At 61.8% G+C, this 15,274-nt stretch carries 10 protein-coding genes, 1 tRNA gene and 1 pseudogene; 5 read left to right on the forward strand and 7 right to left on the reverse strand.

The genetic code is table 11. From position 1 onward, the window contains the following. Positions 1 to 442: 442 nt before the first annotated feature. The 4 genes from HLH28_RS17525 to HLH28_RS17540 all read right to left on the reverse strand — a co-directional run bounded on the left by HLH28_RS17525 (position 443) and on the right by HLH28_RS17540 (position 6,189). Complete coding sequence (locus tag HLH28_RS17525) at positions 443 to 1,168, reverse strand: SDR family NAD(P)-dependent oxidoreductase (RefSeq protein ID WP_182961896.1); 726 nt, start codon at positions 1,166 to 1,168, stop codon at positions 443 to 445. Positions 1,169 to 1,278: 110 nt separating this feature from the next. Beyond that, positions 1,279 to 4,398, reverse strand: a complete 3,120-nt coding sequence (locus tag HLH28_RS17530) for an efflux RND transporter permease subunit (protein WP_182961897.1) — start codon at positions 4,396 to 4,398, stop codon at positions 1,279 to 1,281. Next, entirely contained in the window at positions 4,395 to 5,495 is a 1,101-nt protein-coding gene (locus tag HLH28_RS17535; RefSeq protein WP_182961898.1) for an efflux RND transporter periplasmic adaptor subunit, read from the reverse strand. The genes HLH28_RS17530 and HLH28_RS17535 overlap by 4 nt, the downstream gene beginning before the upstream one ends. A gap of 85 nt (positions 5,496 to 5,580) precedes the next feature. Continuing rightward, the gene (locus HLH28_RS17540) at positions 5,581 to 6,189 is read right to left on the reverse strand and encodes a TetR/AcrR family transcriptional regulator (protein ID WP_182961899.1); all 609 of its coding nucleotides are present in this window, start codon (positions 6,187 to 6,189) and stop codon (positions 5,581 to 5,583) included. A gap of 136 nt (positions 6,190 to 6,325) precedes the next feature. Here HLH28_RS17540 and HLH28_RS17545 point away from each other — a divergent pair, with 136 nt between their 5' ends. Further along, on the forward strand, positions 6,326 to 7,813 hold the full coding sequence (locus HLH28_RS17545; protein ID WP_182961900.1) for an efflux transporter outer membrane subunit: 1,488 nt from the start codon (positions 6,326 to 6,328) through the stop codon (positions 7,811 to 7,813). A 148-nt stretch (positions 7,814 to 7,961) separates the two neighbouring features. Next, a pseudogene (locus tag HLH28_RS17550) lies at positions 7,962 to 9,072 on the forward strand (IS3 family transposase). Positions 9,073 to 9,196: 124 nt separating this feature from the next. Here the strand turns inward: HLH28_RS17550 and HLH28_RS17555 are convergent. Beyond that, positions 9,197 to 9,475, reverse strand: coding sequence for a winged helix-turn-helix transcriptional regulator (locus HLH28_RS17555; RefSeq protein ID WP_220790171.1), 279 nt, complete (start codon positions 9,473 to 9,475; stop codon positions 9,197 to 9,199). 182 nt (positions 9,476 to 9,657) lie between these two features. Here HLH28_RS17555 and HLH28_RS17560 point away from each other — a divergent pair, with 182 nt between their 5' ends. After that, positions 9,658 to 9,984, forward strand: a complete 327-nt coding sequence (locus HLH28_RS17560) for a nuclear transport factor 2 family protein (RefSeq protein ID WP_182961901.1) — start codon at positions 9,658 to 9,660, stop codon at positions 9,982 to 9,984. Continuing rightward, a complete protein-coding gene (locus HLH28_RS17565; RefSeq protein WP_182961902.1) occupies positions 9,981 to 10,763 on the forward strand; it encodes an SDR family oxidoreductase in 783 nt (260 codons plus the stop codon). Before HLH28_RS17560 ends, HLH28_RS17565 begins: the two co-directional genes overlap by 4 nt. A 138-nt stretch (positions 10,764 to 10,901) precedes the next feature. On the opposite strand, the gene recD2 is transcribed toward HLH28_RS17565, so the two are convergent. Then, entirely contained in the window at positions 10,902 to 13,088 is a 2,187-nt protein-coding gene (gene recD2 / locus HLH28_RS17570; RefSeq protein WP_182961903.1) for an SF1B family DNA helicase RecD2, read from the reverse strand. A gap of 440 nt (positions 13,089 to 13,528) precedes the next feature. Here recD2 and HLH28_RS17575 point away from each other — a divergent pair, with 440 nt between their 5' ends. After that, positions 13,529 to 15,208, forward strand: a complete 1,680-nt coding sequence (locus HLH28_RS17575; RefSeq protein ID WP_182961905.1) for a recombinase family protein — start codon at positions 13,529 to 13,531, stop codon at positions 15,206 to 15,208. On the opposite strand, the gene HLH28_RS17580 is transcribed toward HLH28_RS17575, so the two are convergent. Then, positions 15,165 to 15,241 (reverse strand) — tRNA-Met (locus tag HLH28_RS17580). The two genes, HLH28_RS17575 and HLH28_RS17580, sit on opposite strands and share 44 nt — an antisense overlap. Between the last annotated feature and the right edge of the window lie 33 nt (positions 15,242 to 15,274).

Consider the following 15,274-nt stretch of genomic DNA (forward strand, 5'->3'; position numbering starts at 1 on the left):
ACAACCAACGACCATTCTTCGTCTGATACGTCAGAGGGATACGGCTTGCGAACTTGCGTCATTCAGCATTACTGAACCAATCACCCACGAAAGTACATAACACCCTCTAGGCGCTCGATACGTTTCATGTCGTTTTAGATACGCACAAATTTTCCCCGGCCTTCTGGGATCCGTCCGGCCGACCGTGCAAGAGGTCAATCGGTCAAAGGCTTTGAGCACTCAGACCAGCGCTGCGCCGCCGCCGATCTGAGTAGCCCCTGCTTTACGCCCCGAGAGCATTCCATCAGGAATGAGGTACGTAAAGCAGATCATCTTGGATATGGCGAGGTGGCTCAGCGCCATCAGGCAAACGGAAAACTTAGAAACCTAATTCATTTGCCAAATCAGAAACTTATGAGACACCCGCCACGTATCCGCCGCCTACTTGTCTAGTAAGAACAAATTAACCTCCAAGATGCAAAGCGACGTATTCCAACTTCCGGTTGTCTGTCGACCATAGTCCTTCGATCTGTTGTGCCAAGTGATCCGGGAAGATGGAGGTCTGCCCGTCGATGATACCTCTAACGATATTAGCTGCCGCGGATTCGGGTGTGGCCTTTTCCGGGTATGGCACCGATCTCGCTAAATCAGTGTCGATTGGTCCAGGATAAATACCAATGACTGTGATGTTGTCCTTTTCCAGGGTTCCGCGCAGGGACTGGGTGATCGAATGCAGAGCCGCTTTGGAAGCTGAATAACCGGCCATCAAGGGAACCGCCGAAAGGCCAACGACGCTAATCACATTCGCGATTGTACCGGACCTGCGGGCTACAAACTGTGGGGTGAAAGCCCGCAGAACACGGAGAGTGCCAAAAAAATTAGTGTGCATGTCATTTTCGAAGGATTCCCAGTCGCTGCTGAGATAATCGCCGAGGGCGAGTGTTCCAGCATTGTTGACGAGAACATCGACATCCTTCGCAGTACTGACTACCGCTTTTACGGACGCATTACTCGTGATATCGAGCTGCAACGGGATCACTCGGGGGTCTCCAAACGACGGGAGCGTATGCGGATCGCGTGCGGTAGCGTAGATTTTCGCGACATCGGCCTTCAGCATTTCCCGTAAGATCGCCGCGCCGATGCCGCGGTTCGCACCCGTAATCAAAACAGTTTTATTCGAAAGGGACATAGTCTTTCTCCGACTGATAGGGGGGGGTGAATTGACCCGCGAAGCGGCGGGCCTCGCGACTCCCACGCCGCATGTCGAAGGGCCAATGGATTGCTATTCACTTTTTCCATTCACTCACCCTCTTGCACACGAGCACCGGTGAAGTGTGGACCGACCGCCGGTTCCCCGGGTTCGCTATCCTTCATAGGTCCGATGCGATACCAGATCGCATAAAGCGCCGGCAGGAACATCAGGATCAGCCCCGTGCCGGCCGCCGTACCGCCGATCAGCGTATAGGCCAGCGAGCCCCAGAACACCGATTCCGTCAGCGGGATGAAGGCCAGCACGGCCGCCAGGGCCGTCAGGATGACCGGGCGGGCCCGCTGCACGGTCGCCTCGACCACGGAATGGAACGGATCGAGCCCCGCCGCCTGATTGACCTTGATCTGTCCGATCAGAATCAACGTGTTGCGCATCAGGATGCCCGACAGGCCGATCAGGCCCAGGATCGCGTTGAAGCCGAACGGCTGATGGAAGATCAACAGGGTCGGAACGGTCCCGATCAGCCCCAGCGGGGCCGTCAGGAACACCATGAACATGCCGGAGATGGAGCGGGTCTCGAACACCAGAACGATCAGGGTCAACAGGACCATCACCGGAAAGATCGGCACCAGGGCCTTGTTGGCTTTTCCGGATTCTTCCGCGTTGCCGCCGGCTTCGATGCGATAGCCGGGAGGCAGCGTCGCGCGGACGGGCGCCAAAGCCAGATCGATCTCCGCCGTGACCTGCGGCGGCTGCAGGTTTTCGTCGATATCGCTCTGTACCGTGATCGTCGGAATCCGGTCACGCCGACGCAGGATGGGGTCTTCCACGCGGATCTCGACATGACCGATCTGGCTGAGCGGTATCAATTGGCCCGTGCGGTTGCTGATGGTCATGTCACCCAGCTTCGCCGGGTCCAGACGATCGGGTCCCGCGCTACGGACCACGACGTCTACGGTCCGGATGTCCTCTCGAACCTGCGTGACCGGCACGCCCAGCAGCAGGAACTGGATCTGTTCGGATGCTTCCTGGGGGGACAGGCCGATCAGTTGCAGCCGGGCCTGATCCAGCACGAAATGCGCCGTCTGTACGCGCTCGCCCCAATCGGCATTGACCTGCCGCGTATGCGGATTGTTCCGCATGATCGTGCCGACCTGCGCCGCGATATCACGCACTCGATCCGCATCTGGTCCCATGACACGGAACATGACCGGGAAATGGGTGTAGGGGCCGAAGACGAACTGCGTTACGCGGATCCGGGCATCAGGCGCCATTCCCTGGGCCACGGCTTGCCGCATACGATCGCGCAAGCGGTCGCGGTCCTGGGCACTTGGTGTCAGGACAACGACCTTCGCGAAGGAAGGGTCGGGCAACTCGGGGTTGTACGCCAGGAAGAAACGCGGTGCGCCGGCACCCACATAGCTGGTGACGATCTTTGCCTCAGGCTGTGTCTTCAACCATGCTTCCACACGGGCCGTGACCCGCGTAGTGGCTTCGATACTGGTTCCCTCCGGCATCTGCACCTCGACCAGCAGTTCCGGGCGGTCCGAGCTGGGGAAGAATTGCTGCCGGACGGCGCCCATGCCAACGAAAGCCAGCAGGAACAACGCCAGCACCGCCCCCGCGACCAGAAATTTACGCCGCACGACCCACACGACGAGGCGCCGGAAGCGACGGTAGTTGGGCGTGGCGTAGATATGTTCGTAGGCACCGTCGATCCGCTTGATGTCGGGCAACAGCTTGACACCGAGATAGGGCGTGAACACCACGGCCACGAACCAGGAGGTCAGCAGCGCATAACCGACGATCCAGAAAATGTTGCCGGCATACTCGCCGGCGGTCGAGCGCGCGAAGCCGACCGGCGTAAAACCGATGATCGTGACCAGCGTGCCGGCCAGCATCGGAGCCGCCGTGTGGCTCCAGGCATAGGCGGCGGCCTTCGTGCGTTCGTACCCTTCCTCCAGCTTCACCACCATCATCTCAATCGCGATGATCGCGTCATCGACCAGAAGGCCCAGCGAAATGATCAGCGCCCCCAGCGTGATGCGATCCAGCGCCCGACCGGTCACCAGCATGATGACCATGACGATCGACAGCGTCAGCGGCACGGCGGCCGCGACGACGATGCCGACCCGCCAGCCCAGGCTTACCAGGCTGACGACCATCACCACCGCGAGGGCCACGAAAAACTTCAGCATGAACTCGCCGACCGCAGCATGAATGATGCCGGCCTGGTCGACGATTTTCGTCAACGTAACCCCGACGGGCAATCCCGCCCCCAGCGTCTTCTCCGCCGCGGCCAGGGACTGGCCGAGCTTCAGCCCGTTCCAGTGATCCTGCATCACGACGTTCAGCACCAGAGTCTGGACCCCGGCATGCCGGACAAGGTAGGTCGGTGGGTCCTCGTATCCCCGCTCCACCGTCGCGATGTCCGAGATCTTGAGCGTCCTGCCGCCCGCCGCGATGGGGATGTCGCGAATTTTTTCCAGGTCGTCCAGCGCACCGTCCAGCCGCACGAAGACCTGCGGGCCGCGCGTATCGATCGAACCCGCGGCCGTCACCGCATTCTGACGCTGAAGCGCCGCGAACACGTCCTGCGCGCTGATCCCGAGCGTGACCAATCTGGCATTGGAAAAATTGACGAAGATCTGTTCCGGCCGTTCGCCGATAATATCGACCTTGCGCACGCCCGGCACATGCAGCAGGTGCTGCCGCACCGTTTCCGCCTGACGGACCAGCAGGCGTTCGGGCAATCCATGACCGTCCAGCGCATAGACCGCAAAATCGACATCGGAATATTCGTCATTGACGATCGGTCCCTGCACGCCTTTCGGCAGAAGGGGCATGGTGTCGTACAGCTTCTTGCGCGTTTGGTAGAATTGCTCGGGAACGGCGGCAGGCGGCGTGTTGTCCCTGAGCGTGACCATCATCAGCGCCAGGCCCGGCCGGGTCAATGTTTCTACACGGTCGTACCATTGCAGTTCCTGCACGCGCTTTTCCAGCGGATCGGCCACCAGATCCTGCATTTCCTGCGCCGTGGCGCCCGGCCAGATAGCCGTCGCCGTCAGGGTTTTGACCGTAAAAGGCGGATCCTCGGCCCGACCGAGGCTGAAGAATGCATAGGCTCCCGACAGGGCCAATGCCACGATCACGAACAATGTAATCCCGCGCTCGCGCACCGCGAGGGCAGAAAGATTGAATCCACTCATTGCATCGCGACCTTTGTCGAGGCGATCTGCACATGCTCGCCGGCATGCAGATAGTGACCGCCGGCCGCCGCGATCAGCATGCCCGGACGAAGATCCGCACCGGGGAGGATCGTCGCTGTATCTTCGCTGATATGTGCGATCTGTACCGGATGAAAGCTGACCGTCGATGCCCGGCTATCCACGCTCCAGACGCCGGGTCCCCTGCCCTCGTCATCGACGGCGCCCAACGGCACGACGAGCGCGGACGGATCGTCGCTGGCTTCAGGCAGGTGGACACGCACCGTCACCCCCAGCGGCGCGTCCGCGCCTGGCCCGTCCATGACGTAACGGGCCTCGAACGTGCGGGTACGCGGGTCGGCGGCGTCGGACAGTTGCCGCAGGTGCGCGGATACGCGAGAACCCTCGTCATACAGTTCGGCTTCCGCCGCGGAATGCAGGATCGGACGCACCCCTTCCGGCAGGTCGACCGCAGCCTCGCGCGGGCCGGCATGTGCCAGCACGATCACGGTCTGACCGGCCGCGACGACATGCCCCGGTTCCGCCAGGGTCTGGACGACGACACCGTCTTCATCCGCCCGCAGCAGGGAATAATCGTCCTGGTTGCGGGCAATCTTCTCCTGGGCGATCGCCGCGTCCAGTTGCGCACGGGCACTGTCCGCGTCGGCCTTCACCTGATCGTAGGCCGAGGCTGCCACGGCACCGGTCGCGACAAGACCGCGATAGCGGCGCTCATCCGCCGCGGCCTGGACCCAGCGGGCACGCAACGATGCCACACTGCCGACCTGGGTCGTCACGGCATGGAGGTAATCCGTCGGATCCAGGCGCATCAGCACCTGCCCCTTGGACACAGTCTGCCCGGTATCGACCAGGCGCTCGACGATCTTGCCGGACACGCGAAAGCCGAGATCGCTTTGGACGCGGGCCGCTACGACCCCCGTATAGACATGCTCGGCTGTCGTTGCGGACTCGATCCGCACTGTCTCCACGATGCGGTCGGCCGTGCGCGGATCAGGATCGTCTTTGGATTTGCAAGCCGACAGCCCGAAAACGGTGCAGATGCCGGCCGCTGCAAGAAGGGACAGGCGTGTTCCAGCCATGTTCGGGCTCCCAACGGGTTTGGAAGCCCAAATTGTACACGAGTGACCATATTGTCAATCGGTCACATAAAGCCTTGTGCCCCATTCACGGCGCGAGACTTCTCAAGACGAGACTGGCCAGCGTCGCCGCATCGTCGTCCAGCGTATCCATGTGCTGTTCAAGCAGGAGGGGATGATAGATCGACTGCAGGATCAGCATGATGGCGTGACAGGTCTCGTCAACGGGCGTCTTGCGCTCGAACTCGCCTCCCTCGCGGCCTTCGCGGATCAGGTGCTCGACCATACCGCGCAACGCATCGGCAAAACTCCTGGCAGACGTCCATTCCTCCTCCACCGCCGAATAGACGATATCGTGCAGTTTACGCTCGTGGGAAAACAGCGCGACCGTATTGCGCGCCAGAGCGAGGAAAACCCTGCGCATTCTGTCGGAAGCCGGCTTGTCTTCCTCAACGATCGCCTGGATATCCGCCTGCATCTTGCCATGCTGAAGCGCGCAGATCGCCTCGCCGATCGCCTTCTTCGATTCGAAGAATTTGTAAATGTAGGCCTTTGACAGCCCGATGGCATCAGCCAGATCAGCGATCGTGGTCTTCTTGTATCCGTAATGCCCGAAATGCTCGATGGCCGCCGTCATGATCTGATCCCGGCGTTCATGATCGACCGGGCCGCGTTGTCCGCTGTGAGGCGCGCGCATCCTGTTCCTCCCGACTGAATTCCGCCTTCTAGATAGAACGCAGCTTGTAAATTGACAACGAGTGACGAATATGTATATCGGTTACTTGACAACACCAGGACGATGCATGTCCGGGGCTGATCGAAAGTCGTGCGCCATGAATCTTTCGCTTCCCGCATCCCAGCGGAACGCCAATCCCCTGCGTCATCTCACGATGGGCATGCGACTGCATTCTGCCGCAGCCTTGGCCATGACGCTCCTGACGACGGCCTGCGCGGTCGGCCCCAACTATCATGCGCCCGCTACGCATCTTCAGCCCTTCCACAGTGCCACCGCCGTCGATGCACGCCAGGCAGCCGCAGCTACACCGCTGGATACATGGTGGGAGGGATTTCACGATCTCGAACTCTTACGCATAGAACAGCGTGTCCTGGCTCAGAACCTTGATCTCGCGGCCGCGATAGCGCGCGTCCGCCAGTCGCGAGGCGCCGCGGAGGCGGCCACGGCGCGTTTGCTCCCGACCTTGGATTTCAATCCGCAGGCATCCGCAAACCGACTGTCGCAGGAGGGGCTGATCGGCCATGTCGTGCGCACAGTACCGAGCTTCCACCGCGACTATCGCACCTATGACGTCAGTGGTGCTGCAAGCTGGGAAATCGACCTGTTCGGCGGCCTGCGACGTGGGCAAGAGGCAGCGCGTGACGAGGCAGAAGCCGCCCAGATGGAACGTGTGGGGGAGCGTATCACGGTGGCCGCCGACGCGGCGGACGCGTACTTCCAGATCCGAGGAGACCAAGCCCGCCTGTCAGTTGCGGAAAGACAGATCGCGGTGGACGCCCATCTGCTGGAGCTGATGCGGCAGCGGCGAACGAGCGGCGTTTCGAATGAACGCGAGCTGGCCCAGACTGAAGTCCTGTTGCAATCCGCCCGCCAGACCGTGCCGCTGATCCGCATTGCGCTCGAAGCCCAGCTCAATCGCCTCGACGTGCTGATGGGCGCGCAGCCCGGTACCTATGCTGCGGAACTGGGAACGCCGTCCGAAATTCCGGCCATCCCGGCTATCGGCGCGACCGACAAACCCACGGACATGCTGCGCCGCCGACCGGACATTCTGGCTGCCGAACGTAGACTGGCGGCATCAAATGCCAGAATAGGCGCAGCACTCGGCGACTATTACCCCAAGCTCTCCCTTTCCGGCATCCTGGGATTTCAGAGCATCAATTCTCAGCATCTATTCACGGCACCGGGGTTCCAGGCTGTCGGATCAGGCGCCATTCGCTGGCGGATCTTTGATTTCGGCAAAATCGACGCTGAGGTACAGCAGGCACGTGGTGCCAATGCCGAGGCCCTCGCGCGTTACCAGGTGACGGTTCTCCACGCCGCCGAGGATATCGAAAATGCATTCACGACCCTGGTACAGACCGAGCAGCGCACTGGCGAATTGCAGATTGAAGTCTCCTCGCTGACCCGCGCACGCGATCTTTCGCAACAATCGTTCCAGGCGGGTATCATTCCGTTGACCGACGTATTGGACGCTGACCGGCAGCTTCTCGACACGCAGGACCAACTGGCCCTCAACCAGGCGAACGCGGCGCGCGCGGCGGTCAGCTCCTTCAGAGCCTTGGGGGGAGGCTGGCCTACATGAAAGCGATCATCAACCGAACATGGAAGAGGTTGGCTCATTTCTCTTCTACATACTTATTATCCTGCTTGTTCGTGGGGCAGCGATATTCTGACCCTGCCCCCTGAAATGCCCTCGATTTGAAGTAAGGTCTGTCCACTGGAGACGGACGATGAAGAAAGCGCGTTTCACCCAGGACCAGATCATTGGGATCCTGAAGGAGCATCAGGCGGGCGCAACGGCTGCGGATCTGTGTCGCAAGCACGGGATCAGCGATGCGACATTTTACACCTGGCGGTCGAAATATGGCGGGATGGAAGTGTCGGAAGCACGGCGGCTCAAGGCTCTTGAAGAGGAGAACGCGAAGCTGAAGCGGCTCCTGGCGGAGAGCGTGATGGACGTCTCGACGCTGAAGGAACTGCTGGCAAAAAACTCGTGACGCCCGGTTTGCGGCGGGACGCCGTGGCCTGGGCGATCCGGGCGAGAGACTATTCGCAGCGACGGGCCTGCCGGCTCATTGGCATGGACCCGAAGACCTGGCGGTATGCGTCACGCCGCCCGGATGATGCTGCAGTGCGGGGGCGGCTGCGCGAACTGGCTGCGGAGCGACGGCGATTTGGCTATCGGCGCCTGCAGATCCTGCTCGACCGGGAGGGGCTGGCAATGAACCACAAGAAGCTGTTCCGGCTGTATCGCGAGGAAGGGCTGTCGGTCCGCAAGCGTGGCGGCCGGAAACGGCGATGGGCACGCGCTCGCCGATGATGCTGCCCGACGGGCCCAACCAGCGGTGGAGCCTGGATTTCGTCTCGGACGCATGGAACAACGGACGGCGCTTCCGCGTGCTGACAGTGGTGGACGACTACACGCGGGAGTGCCTGGCGCTGGTGGCGGATACGTCGCTGTCGGGCGAACGGCTTGGCCGCGAACTGGACCGGATCGCAGAAAGCCGAGGCTTTCCCATGATGATCGTCAGCGACAACGGCACCGAGATGACCTCGAACGCGATCCTGGCCTGGCAGGAAAAGCGGTCGGTGCTGTGGCACTACATCGCACCGGGAAAGCCGCAGCAGAACGGGTTCGTCGAGAGTTTCAACGGCCGGTTCCGCGACGAATGCCTCAACGAGCACCTGTTCCGCAACCTTGCCCACGCTCGGACGGTCATCGACGCCTGGCGGGCCGACTACAACGCTGTCAGGCCCCACACCAGCCTCAATGGCATGACGCCAGAGGCTTTCGCTCAACACGCCAAAACGGCATACAACAACCCACAGACCCTAACTTAAATCTGAGGGCATGTTCGGGGCAGGGTCACTCACAATGGGAATCCCTTTATGGGTCCGGGCCCTAGGGCCTCGTGACATCCTTGTCCGCGATCAGTGCCCATGCCTCTCCTGAGTGACACCGTACTCAGACGCGATGCTCCCCTTGCTGATCCGCCCAGGTGAGCAAGACATCAAGCGCGGGGCACAAGCTCTGCCCCCAATCCGTCAGGCCATATTCGACCTTGGGAGGCACCTGATGATGGACGATGCGACGGACGATTCCATCACTCTCCAACTGACGCAATTGCTGGATCAGCATTTTCTGTGAGACACCCGGAATTGCCCGTTCCAATTCCGAAAAACGCAGCAGCTTTCCGCCGAACAAATGGAACAGGATCACGAGCTTCCACCGTCCTTCGAGCATCCTGAAAGCCTGCTGCACACCATCGGCCGCAGTAGAAGCAGTATATTTAACCTTACCCAAAAGTAAGCGCCTTACTTTTTTGTGTGTTCTTGTGATTTTTGGAGGTTATCGACATCTATGCAGCGAAGCAATCGCGGCGCGATACACGCTGCCCGATTTATCGACAGGACCAGAAACAACCCATGTCTCTCACCCTACCTACACCCATCGCGGCCTATTTCGTTGCAGACAAGGATGATGGGGAGGCCGTCGCTCGGTGCTTTACCGACCGGGCGGTCGTGAAGGACGAAGGTCATCTCCATGTTGGCCGCGCGGCCATCGCCACGTGGAAGACGGCGGCATCGGTCAAATACAACTATACCAGCGAGCCGGCCGCTATGGTCTTTGAGGGCGACCAGACAATCGTGACTGCCCGTCTGGTCGGTGACTTCCCCGGCAGCCCGGTTGATCTCCGCTATTTTTTCGTTCTCGACGGCGACAGGATCGCAGCTCTGGAAATCATCCCATGACCTTCTCGCTTGGACTCGACGGGCGTCGCGCCCTCGTGACGGGCGGCACCAAGGGCGTCGGCGCAGCAGTCGTCGAGGTGCTGCGGGAACAAGGCGTGAGGGTTATTGCGGCCGCGCGCTCTGTGCCGGACATTGCGCCTGATGGCGTCACCTACGTCGCGGCGGACCTGGCCACGGCGGAGGGCTGCAACACCGTCGCCAAGACAACGCTCCAAAGACTGGGTGGTATCGACATCCTCATAAATGTGCTGGGCGGTTCCACCGCACCGGGCGGCGGCTTCGCCGCACTCGACGATGATGAATGGGCAAAAGAACTGAACCTCAACCTGATGCCGGCGGTTCGCTTCGACCGAGCCCTGTTACCTGCGATGATCGCCCAACGGTCTGGCGTCATCATCCATGTCACCTCGATCCAGCACGAACTACCGTTACCGCAATCGACCACGGCCTATGCCGCCGCGAAGGCTGCACTCGCGACCTACAGCAAAAGCCTGTCCAAGGAAGTAACGCCGAAGGGCATCCGTGTCGTCCGGGTTTCACCAGGTTGGGTGGAAACAGAGGCCGCTGTTGCGCTGGCCGAGCGCCTGGCCGCCGACGCCGGCACGGATTATGAGGGCGGCAAGCAGATCATTATGAATGCACTGGGCGGCATTCCGCTTGGTCGTCCCGCCAAGCCGCAGGAAGTCGCCGACCTGATCGCGTTCCTCGTCTCGCCCCGTGCGGGCGCAATCACCGGCGCGGAACATGTGATCGACGGCGGCACGGTGCCCACGGTTTAAGCGTGTATCCACTCCTTGCCGGTAGAGAGTGGCTGGATAAGCCATGTCTGCTGTGCGGAAAGCGACCCGATCGACTGTATGTCTGATAGGAAGGCGAAAGCCCACATGGGGACACACCCTTCACCCCCCGCCACTCCATCATGCGACGCTACCGGCCAGCCACTCCCTGAGCTTCGACCACCGTCGCCTTACGCCCTGGTTTCGCACGGCCATGCCCAGCGCCTTCTTCTGCCCCACAAGCACGACGAGCTTCCGCCCCCGTGTCACGCCCGTGTAGAGCAGGTTCCGCGCCAGCATGGCGTAATGCTGGGTCACCAGCGGGATCACTACTGCCGGGTATTCCGAGCCCTGGCTCTTGTGAATGGTGGTCGCATAGGCAAGCACCAGTTCGTCCAGCTCGCCGAAGCCATACACGACCTCCCGTCCATCGAATGAGACCGTCAGTTCTCCTTCTTCCACATTGATCCTGTCGATAACGCCAAGATCCCCGTTGAAAACGTCCCGGTCATAATCGTTGGCGATCTGCATCACCTTGTCGCCCGGCCCGTAGGTCCAGCCGAACCGCTCGACCTTCACCTCGCCCGGCGGGTTCAGCGCCTGCTGCAATTCTATATTCAGCGACCGCGTCCCAAGCCCGCCCCGGTTCATCGGACACAGCACCTGCACGTCGCGGACCGGGTCCAGTCCGAACCGCGCCGGGATGCGGTCCTTTACTACCGCCAGCAACCGGCGCAACCCGACCTCGGGCTCGGCCGCCTCCACGAAGTAGAAATCCGATCCCTCTTCCGCGCTCAGCTCCGGCATCTTCCCGTCGTTGATCCGATGCGCGTTTGTGATAATCCGGCTCTGCGCCGCCTGACGGAACACCTCGGTCAGCCGTACCACGGGCACAGCATTGGAACCGATGATATCGGCCAGCACCTGTCCCGGTCCGACGGACGGCAACTGGTCCACGTCCCCCACGATCAGCAGGGCCGCGCTGTCGGGCAAAGCGCGCAGCAGAGATCGCATCAGCAGCACATCGACCATGCTGGCCTCATCCACGACCAGCAGATCGCAGGTCAGCGGGTTGGTATCGTCCCGCTTGAAGCTGCCAGTCGCCGGATCCGTCTCCAGCAGGCGGTGGATGGTCTTCCCCTCCAGCCCCGTGCTTTCCGACAGGCGCTTCGCCGCCCGTCCCGTTGGCGCGCAGAGTTGAACATCCGTGCCCTTGGCCGTCACGATCTTCAGGATGGCGTTGACCAGCGTGGTCTTACCCACGCCGGGACCGCCCGTGATCACCAGCACCTTGCTGTGCAGGGCAAGGCGCACTGCCTCCTGCTGGCTGGGCGCGAGCGCAAACCCGGTCTTCCTTTCCACCCAGATCATGGCCTTTTCAGCGTCGATCTCTGGCCAGGGCGGACGACCGAAGGCGCAGGCGCGCAATCGCTCGGCGATGCTCTGCTCCGCGCGATAGAGACCCGCCAGGAAGATGCAGCCCGTCTCGCCCACGCTGTCGGCAATAACGTCTCCCGCTTCCAGTTCCAGCGCGAGAGCCGTCTCGATCAGAGGGACGGCGACCTCCAGCAGTTCGGCGGTGCTGGTCGGCAGTTCCCCGATCGGCAGACCACAATGCCCTTCGTCCATGGCCTCACCAAGCGCGTAGGATATCCCGGCCCGCACCCGGATCATGGCGTCAGGCGCGATCCCCATCTTCCGGGCGATCTGATCTGCGGTCTTGAAGCCGATGCCCCGAATGTCCTTCGCGAGCCGGTACGGGTTCTCACTGATCAGTTGGACCGCGTCCTGTCCGTAGGTCTTGAAGATACGCACCGCCCGCGACGTGCCGACACCGTTGCTGTGGAGGAACAGCATGATCTCGCGGATCACCTTCTGATCCGCCCAGCCACCTACAATTCGTTCGGCCCGCTTGGGGCCGATGCCCGTCACTTCCCGCAGCCTGCCGGGCTCTTGTTCGATCAAGTCGAAAACCGCCTCGCCGAACGCTTTCACCAGCTTTTTGGCATAGACGGGACCAATGCCACGGATCATGCCCGAACCGAGATAGCGTTCGATGCCCTCGACCGTGGTCGGTGGCCTGGCCTTGAGGAACTCGGCCTTGAACTGGAGGCCGTGGGTGTGGTCGTTGAACCAGCGTCCCGACATCTGCACGAACTCGCCCGCCGAGATTATCGCGGCATGGCCGACGACGGTGACGAGATCGCGCTGCCCCCGCACCTTCACCCGCAGAACGCAGAAGCCGTTCTCAGCATTGTGGAACGTCACCCGCTCGACCAGTCCCGCCAGCGCTTCCGTGGGCGAAGAGTCGGTGGCGCGTCCGCTCATCCGGCCTGCCGGAAGAACAGCACTCCCGTATCGTTCATGACTCGCCCTCCCCTCCCGTGCCGCCGCCAAACGCCAGTATTTGTACGACGCGCCTGTATCCGGGACTACCCATAACTACGATTCCGTACGCTGGAGCACGCACAAGCGCGACTTTCCATATTGCGGATTTCCATTGAAATAACAGTCATCTGTCCGGATCGTGTGTCTGTTTTCCTTGCCTTGCGGTCGGAAGAGAGCGACGATGACGGACAGACCCAGCCAGTCCATTGCCCCGGTATATCGGCCGCCCGAGCCGGAGTTGCGGCTTGTCCTGCGCCCCAGTGCCCCCGACCCGCGTCTGGTGGCACTGGTTCGCCTCATGGCGCGCCGTGCGGCACGGGATTGGTTCCGGTCGCAGCAACAGGAGCACCGACGCTCCGGACCGTAAGGGAAAACCCGCCATGAAGGTCGCGCTCTACGCCCGCTATTCCTCCGACAACCAGCGCGACGCCTCGATCGCCGACCAGCTTCGCGTCTGCCGTACCCACGTGGAAAAACAGGGCTGGACCGTCGTAGAGGAATATACCGACCACGCCATCTCGGGCGCATCCTTGATGCGACCTGGCATCCAGGCGCTGATCGCCGGTGCGCAGCGCGGACGGTTCCAGATCGTGCTGGCCGAGGCGATGGACCGCCTGTCCCGCGACCAGGAAGATATCGCCGGCGTCTTCAAGCGCATGAACTATGCCGGCGTACGGATCGTCACCCTCTCCGAGGGCGAGGTTTCCCACCTTCATGTCGGCCTCAAGGGCACGATGAACGCCCTCTTCCTGAAAGACCTGGCCGAGAAGACCCATCGCGGCCTGCGCGGCCGGGTCGAACAGGGCAAGTCCGGCGGCGGCAACGCCTACGGGTATGACGTGGTGCGCAGACTGGACGCCAATGGCGAGCCCATCCGGGGCGACCGGACCATCAATCCAGCGGAAGCCGAAGTGGTCCGTCGTATCTTTCGTGACTTCGCGGCCGGACTGGGGCCACGCGCCATAGCCTTCCGTCTCAACGAGGAAGGCATATCCGCACCGGGCAGCGGTGCCTGGGGATTTTCCACCATCAATGGCAACCGAGCGCGTGGTACCGGGATTCTCAACAATGAGATGTACGTGGGCAAGCTGGTCTGGAACCGCCAACGATTCATCAAGGATCCCGACACCGGCAAGCGCCAGGCCCGCCCCAATCCGGAATCCGAATGGGTGGTCCAGGAGGTGCCGGAGTTGCGGATCGTCCACCAGGAACTGTGGGACGCGGTCAAGGCGCGGCAGGCAAGCGTCAGCGCCAGCCGCGACACACGCGACACCTCATCGCCCGATCATTTCCGTGAGAAACGTCGTCCCCGCTATTTGTTCTCCGGCCTCAGCAAATGTGGCTGCTGCGGTGGCGGCTATTCGATGATCTCCGGCACCTTGCTCGGCTGCTCGACAGCCCGCAACAAGGGCACCTGCGACAACCGGACCAATATGCGTCGCGAGGAACTGGAACGGCGTGTCCTCGACGCCCTGCGCCACCACCTCATGAACCCGGACCTGTTCGCCGAGTTCTGCACGGCCTTCACCACCGAGATGAACCGGCTGCGCATGGAGGCGTCGGCCGACATCGGCGCAGCGGAATTAGAACTGAAGCGGGTCGAGCGCGACATCCAGCGCCTGATGGATCTCTACCTCTCGGAAGCCATTTCGATCGAAACGGTCAAGGAACGCGGATCAAGGCTCGAAGCCCGCAAGGCAGAGCTGACGGAGTTCCTCGCGACCGCCGAGGCGCCGCCTCCCCTGCTCCATCCGCAGATGGCGGAGTTCTACCACCGGCAGCTCGCGCGGCTGCACGACATGCTGCATTCCGAGCTGGAGGAAAAGCGCCAGGAGGCGGCCGAGGTGATCCGCTCGCTGATCGAGGCGATCATCCTCACACCGTCCGACAAGGGCCTCCAGATCGATGTCCGGGGCGATCTGGCCGGCATCCTGACAGTGGCGTCAGGCGGACAAACAAAAACCCCAGCCCGTTTCCGGACTGGGGTTCGTGATGCGTTCGCATCGCAAGTTCAGATGGTTGCGGGGGCAGGATTTGAACCTGCGGCCTTCAGGTTATGAGCCTGACGAGCTACCGGGCTGCTCCACCCCGCGGTGGTTAGGTGGACTGGAAGACCTGGCGGCGAC

It is taken from the genome of Gluconacetobacter tumulisoli, assembly GCF_014174155.1.
Lineage (GTDB): Bacteria > Pseudomonadota > Alphaproteobacteria > Acetobacterales > Acetobacteraceae > Gluconacetobacter > Gluconacetobacter tumulisoli.

Excerpts from the sequence above, each read along its gene's own strand:
- HLH28_RS17560 (WP_182961901.1), top strand. The coding sequence starts at position 9,658 with ATGTCTCTCACCCTACCTACACCCATCGCGGCCTATTTCGTTGCAGAC.
- HLH28_RS17530 (WP_182961897.1), bottom strand. The coding sequence starts at position 4,398 with ATGAGTGGATTCAATCTTTCTGCCCTCGCGGTGCGCGAGCGCGGGATT.
- recD2 (WP_182961903.1), bottom strand. The coding sequence starts at position 13,088 with ATGAGCGGACGCGCCACCGACTCTTCGCCCACGGAAGCGCTGGCGGGA.
- HLH28_RS17565 (WP_182961902.1), top strand. The coding sequence starts at position 9,981 with ATGACCTTCTCGCTTGGACTCGACGGGCGTCGCGCCCTCGTGACGGGC.
- HLH28_RS17525 (WP_182961896.1), bottom strand. The coding sequence starts at position 1,168 with ATGTCCCTTTCGAATAAAACTGTTTTGATTACGGGTGCGAACCGCGGC.
- HLH28_RS17535 (WP_182961898.1), bottom strand. The coding sequence starts at position 5,495 with ATGGCTGGAACACGCCTGTCCCTTCTTGCAGCGGCCGGCATCTGCACC.
- HLH28_RS17540 (WP_182961899.1), bottom strand. The coding sequence starts at position 6,189 with ATGCGCGCGCCTCACAGCGGACAACGCGGCCCGGTCGATCATGAACGC.
- HLH28_RS17555 (WP_220790171.1), bottom strand. The coding sequence starts at position 9,475 with ATGCTCGAAGGACGGTGGAAGCTCGTGATCCTGTTCCATTTGTTCGGC.
- HLH28_RS17575 (WP_182961905.1), top strand. The coding sequence starts at position 13,529 with ATGAAGGTCGCGCTCTACGCCCGCTATTCCTCCGACAACCAGCGCGAC.
- HLH28_RS17545 (WP_182961900.1), top strand. The coding sequence starts at position 6,326 with ATGAATCTTTCGCTTCCCGCATCCCAGCGGAACGCCAATCCCCTGCGT.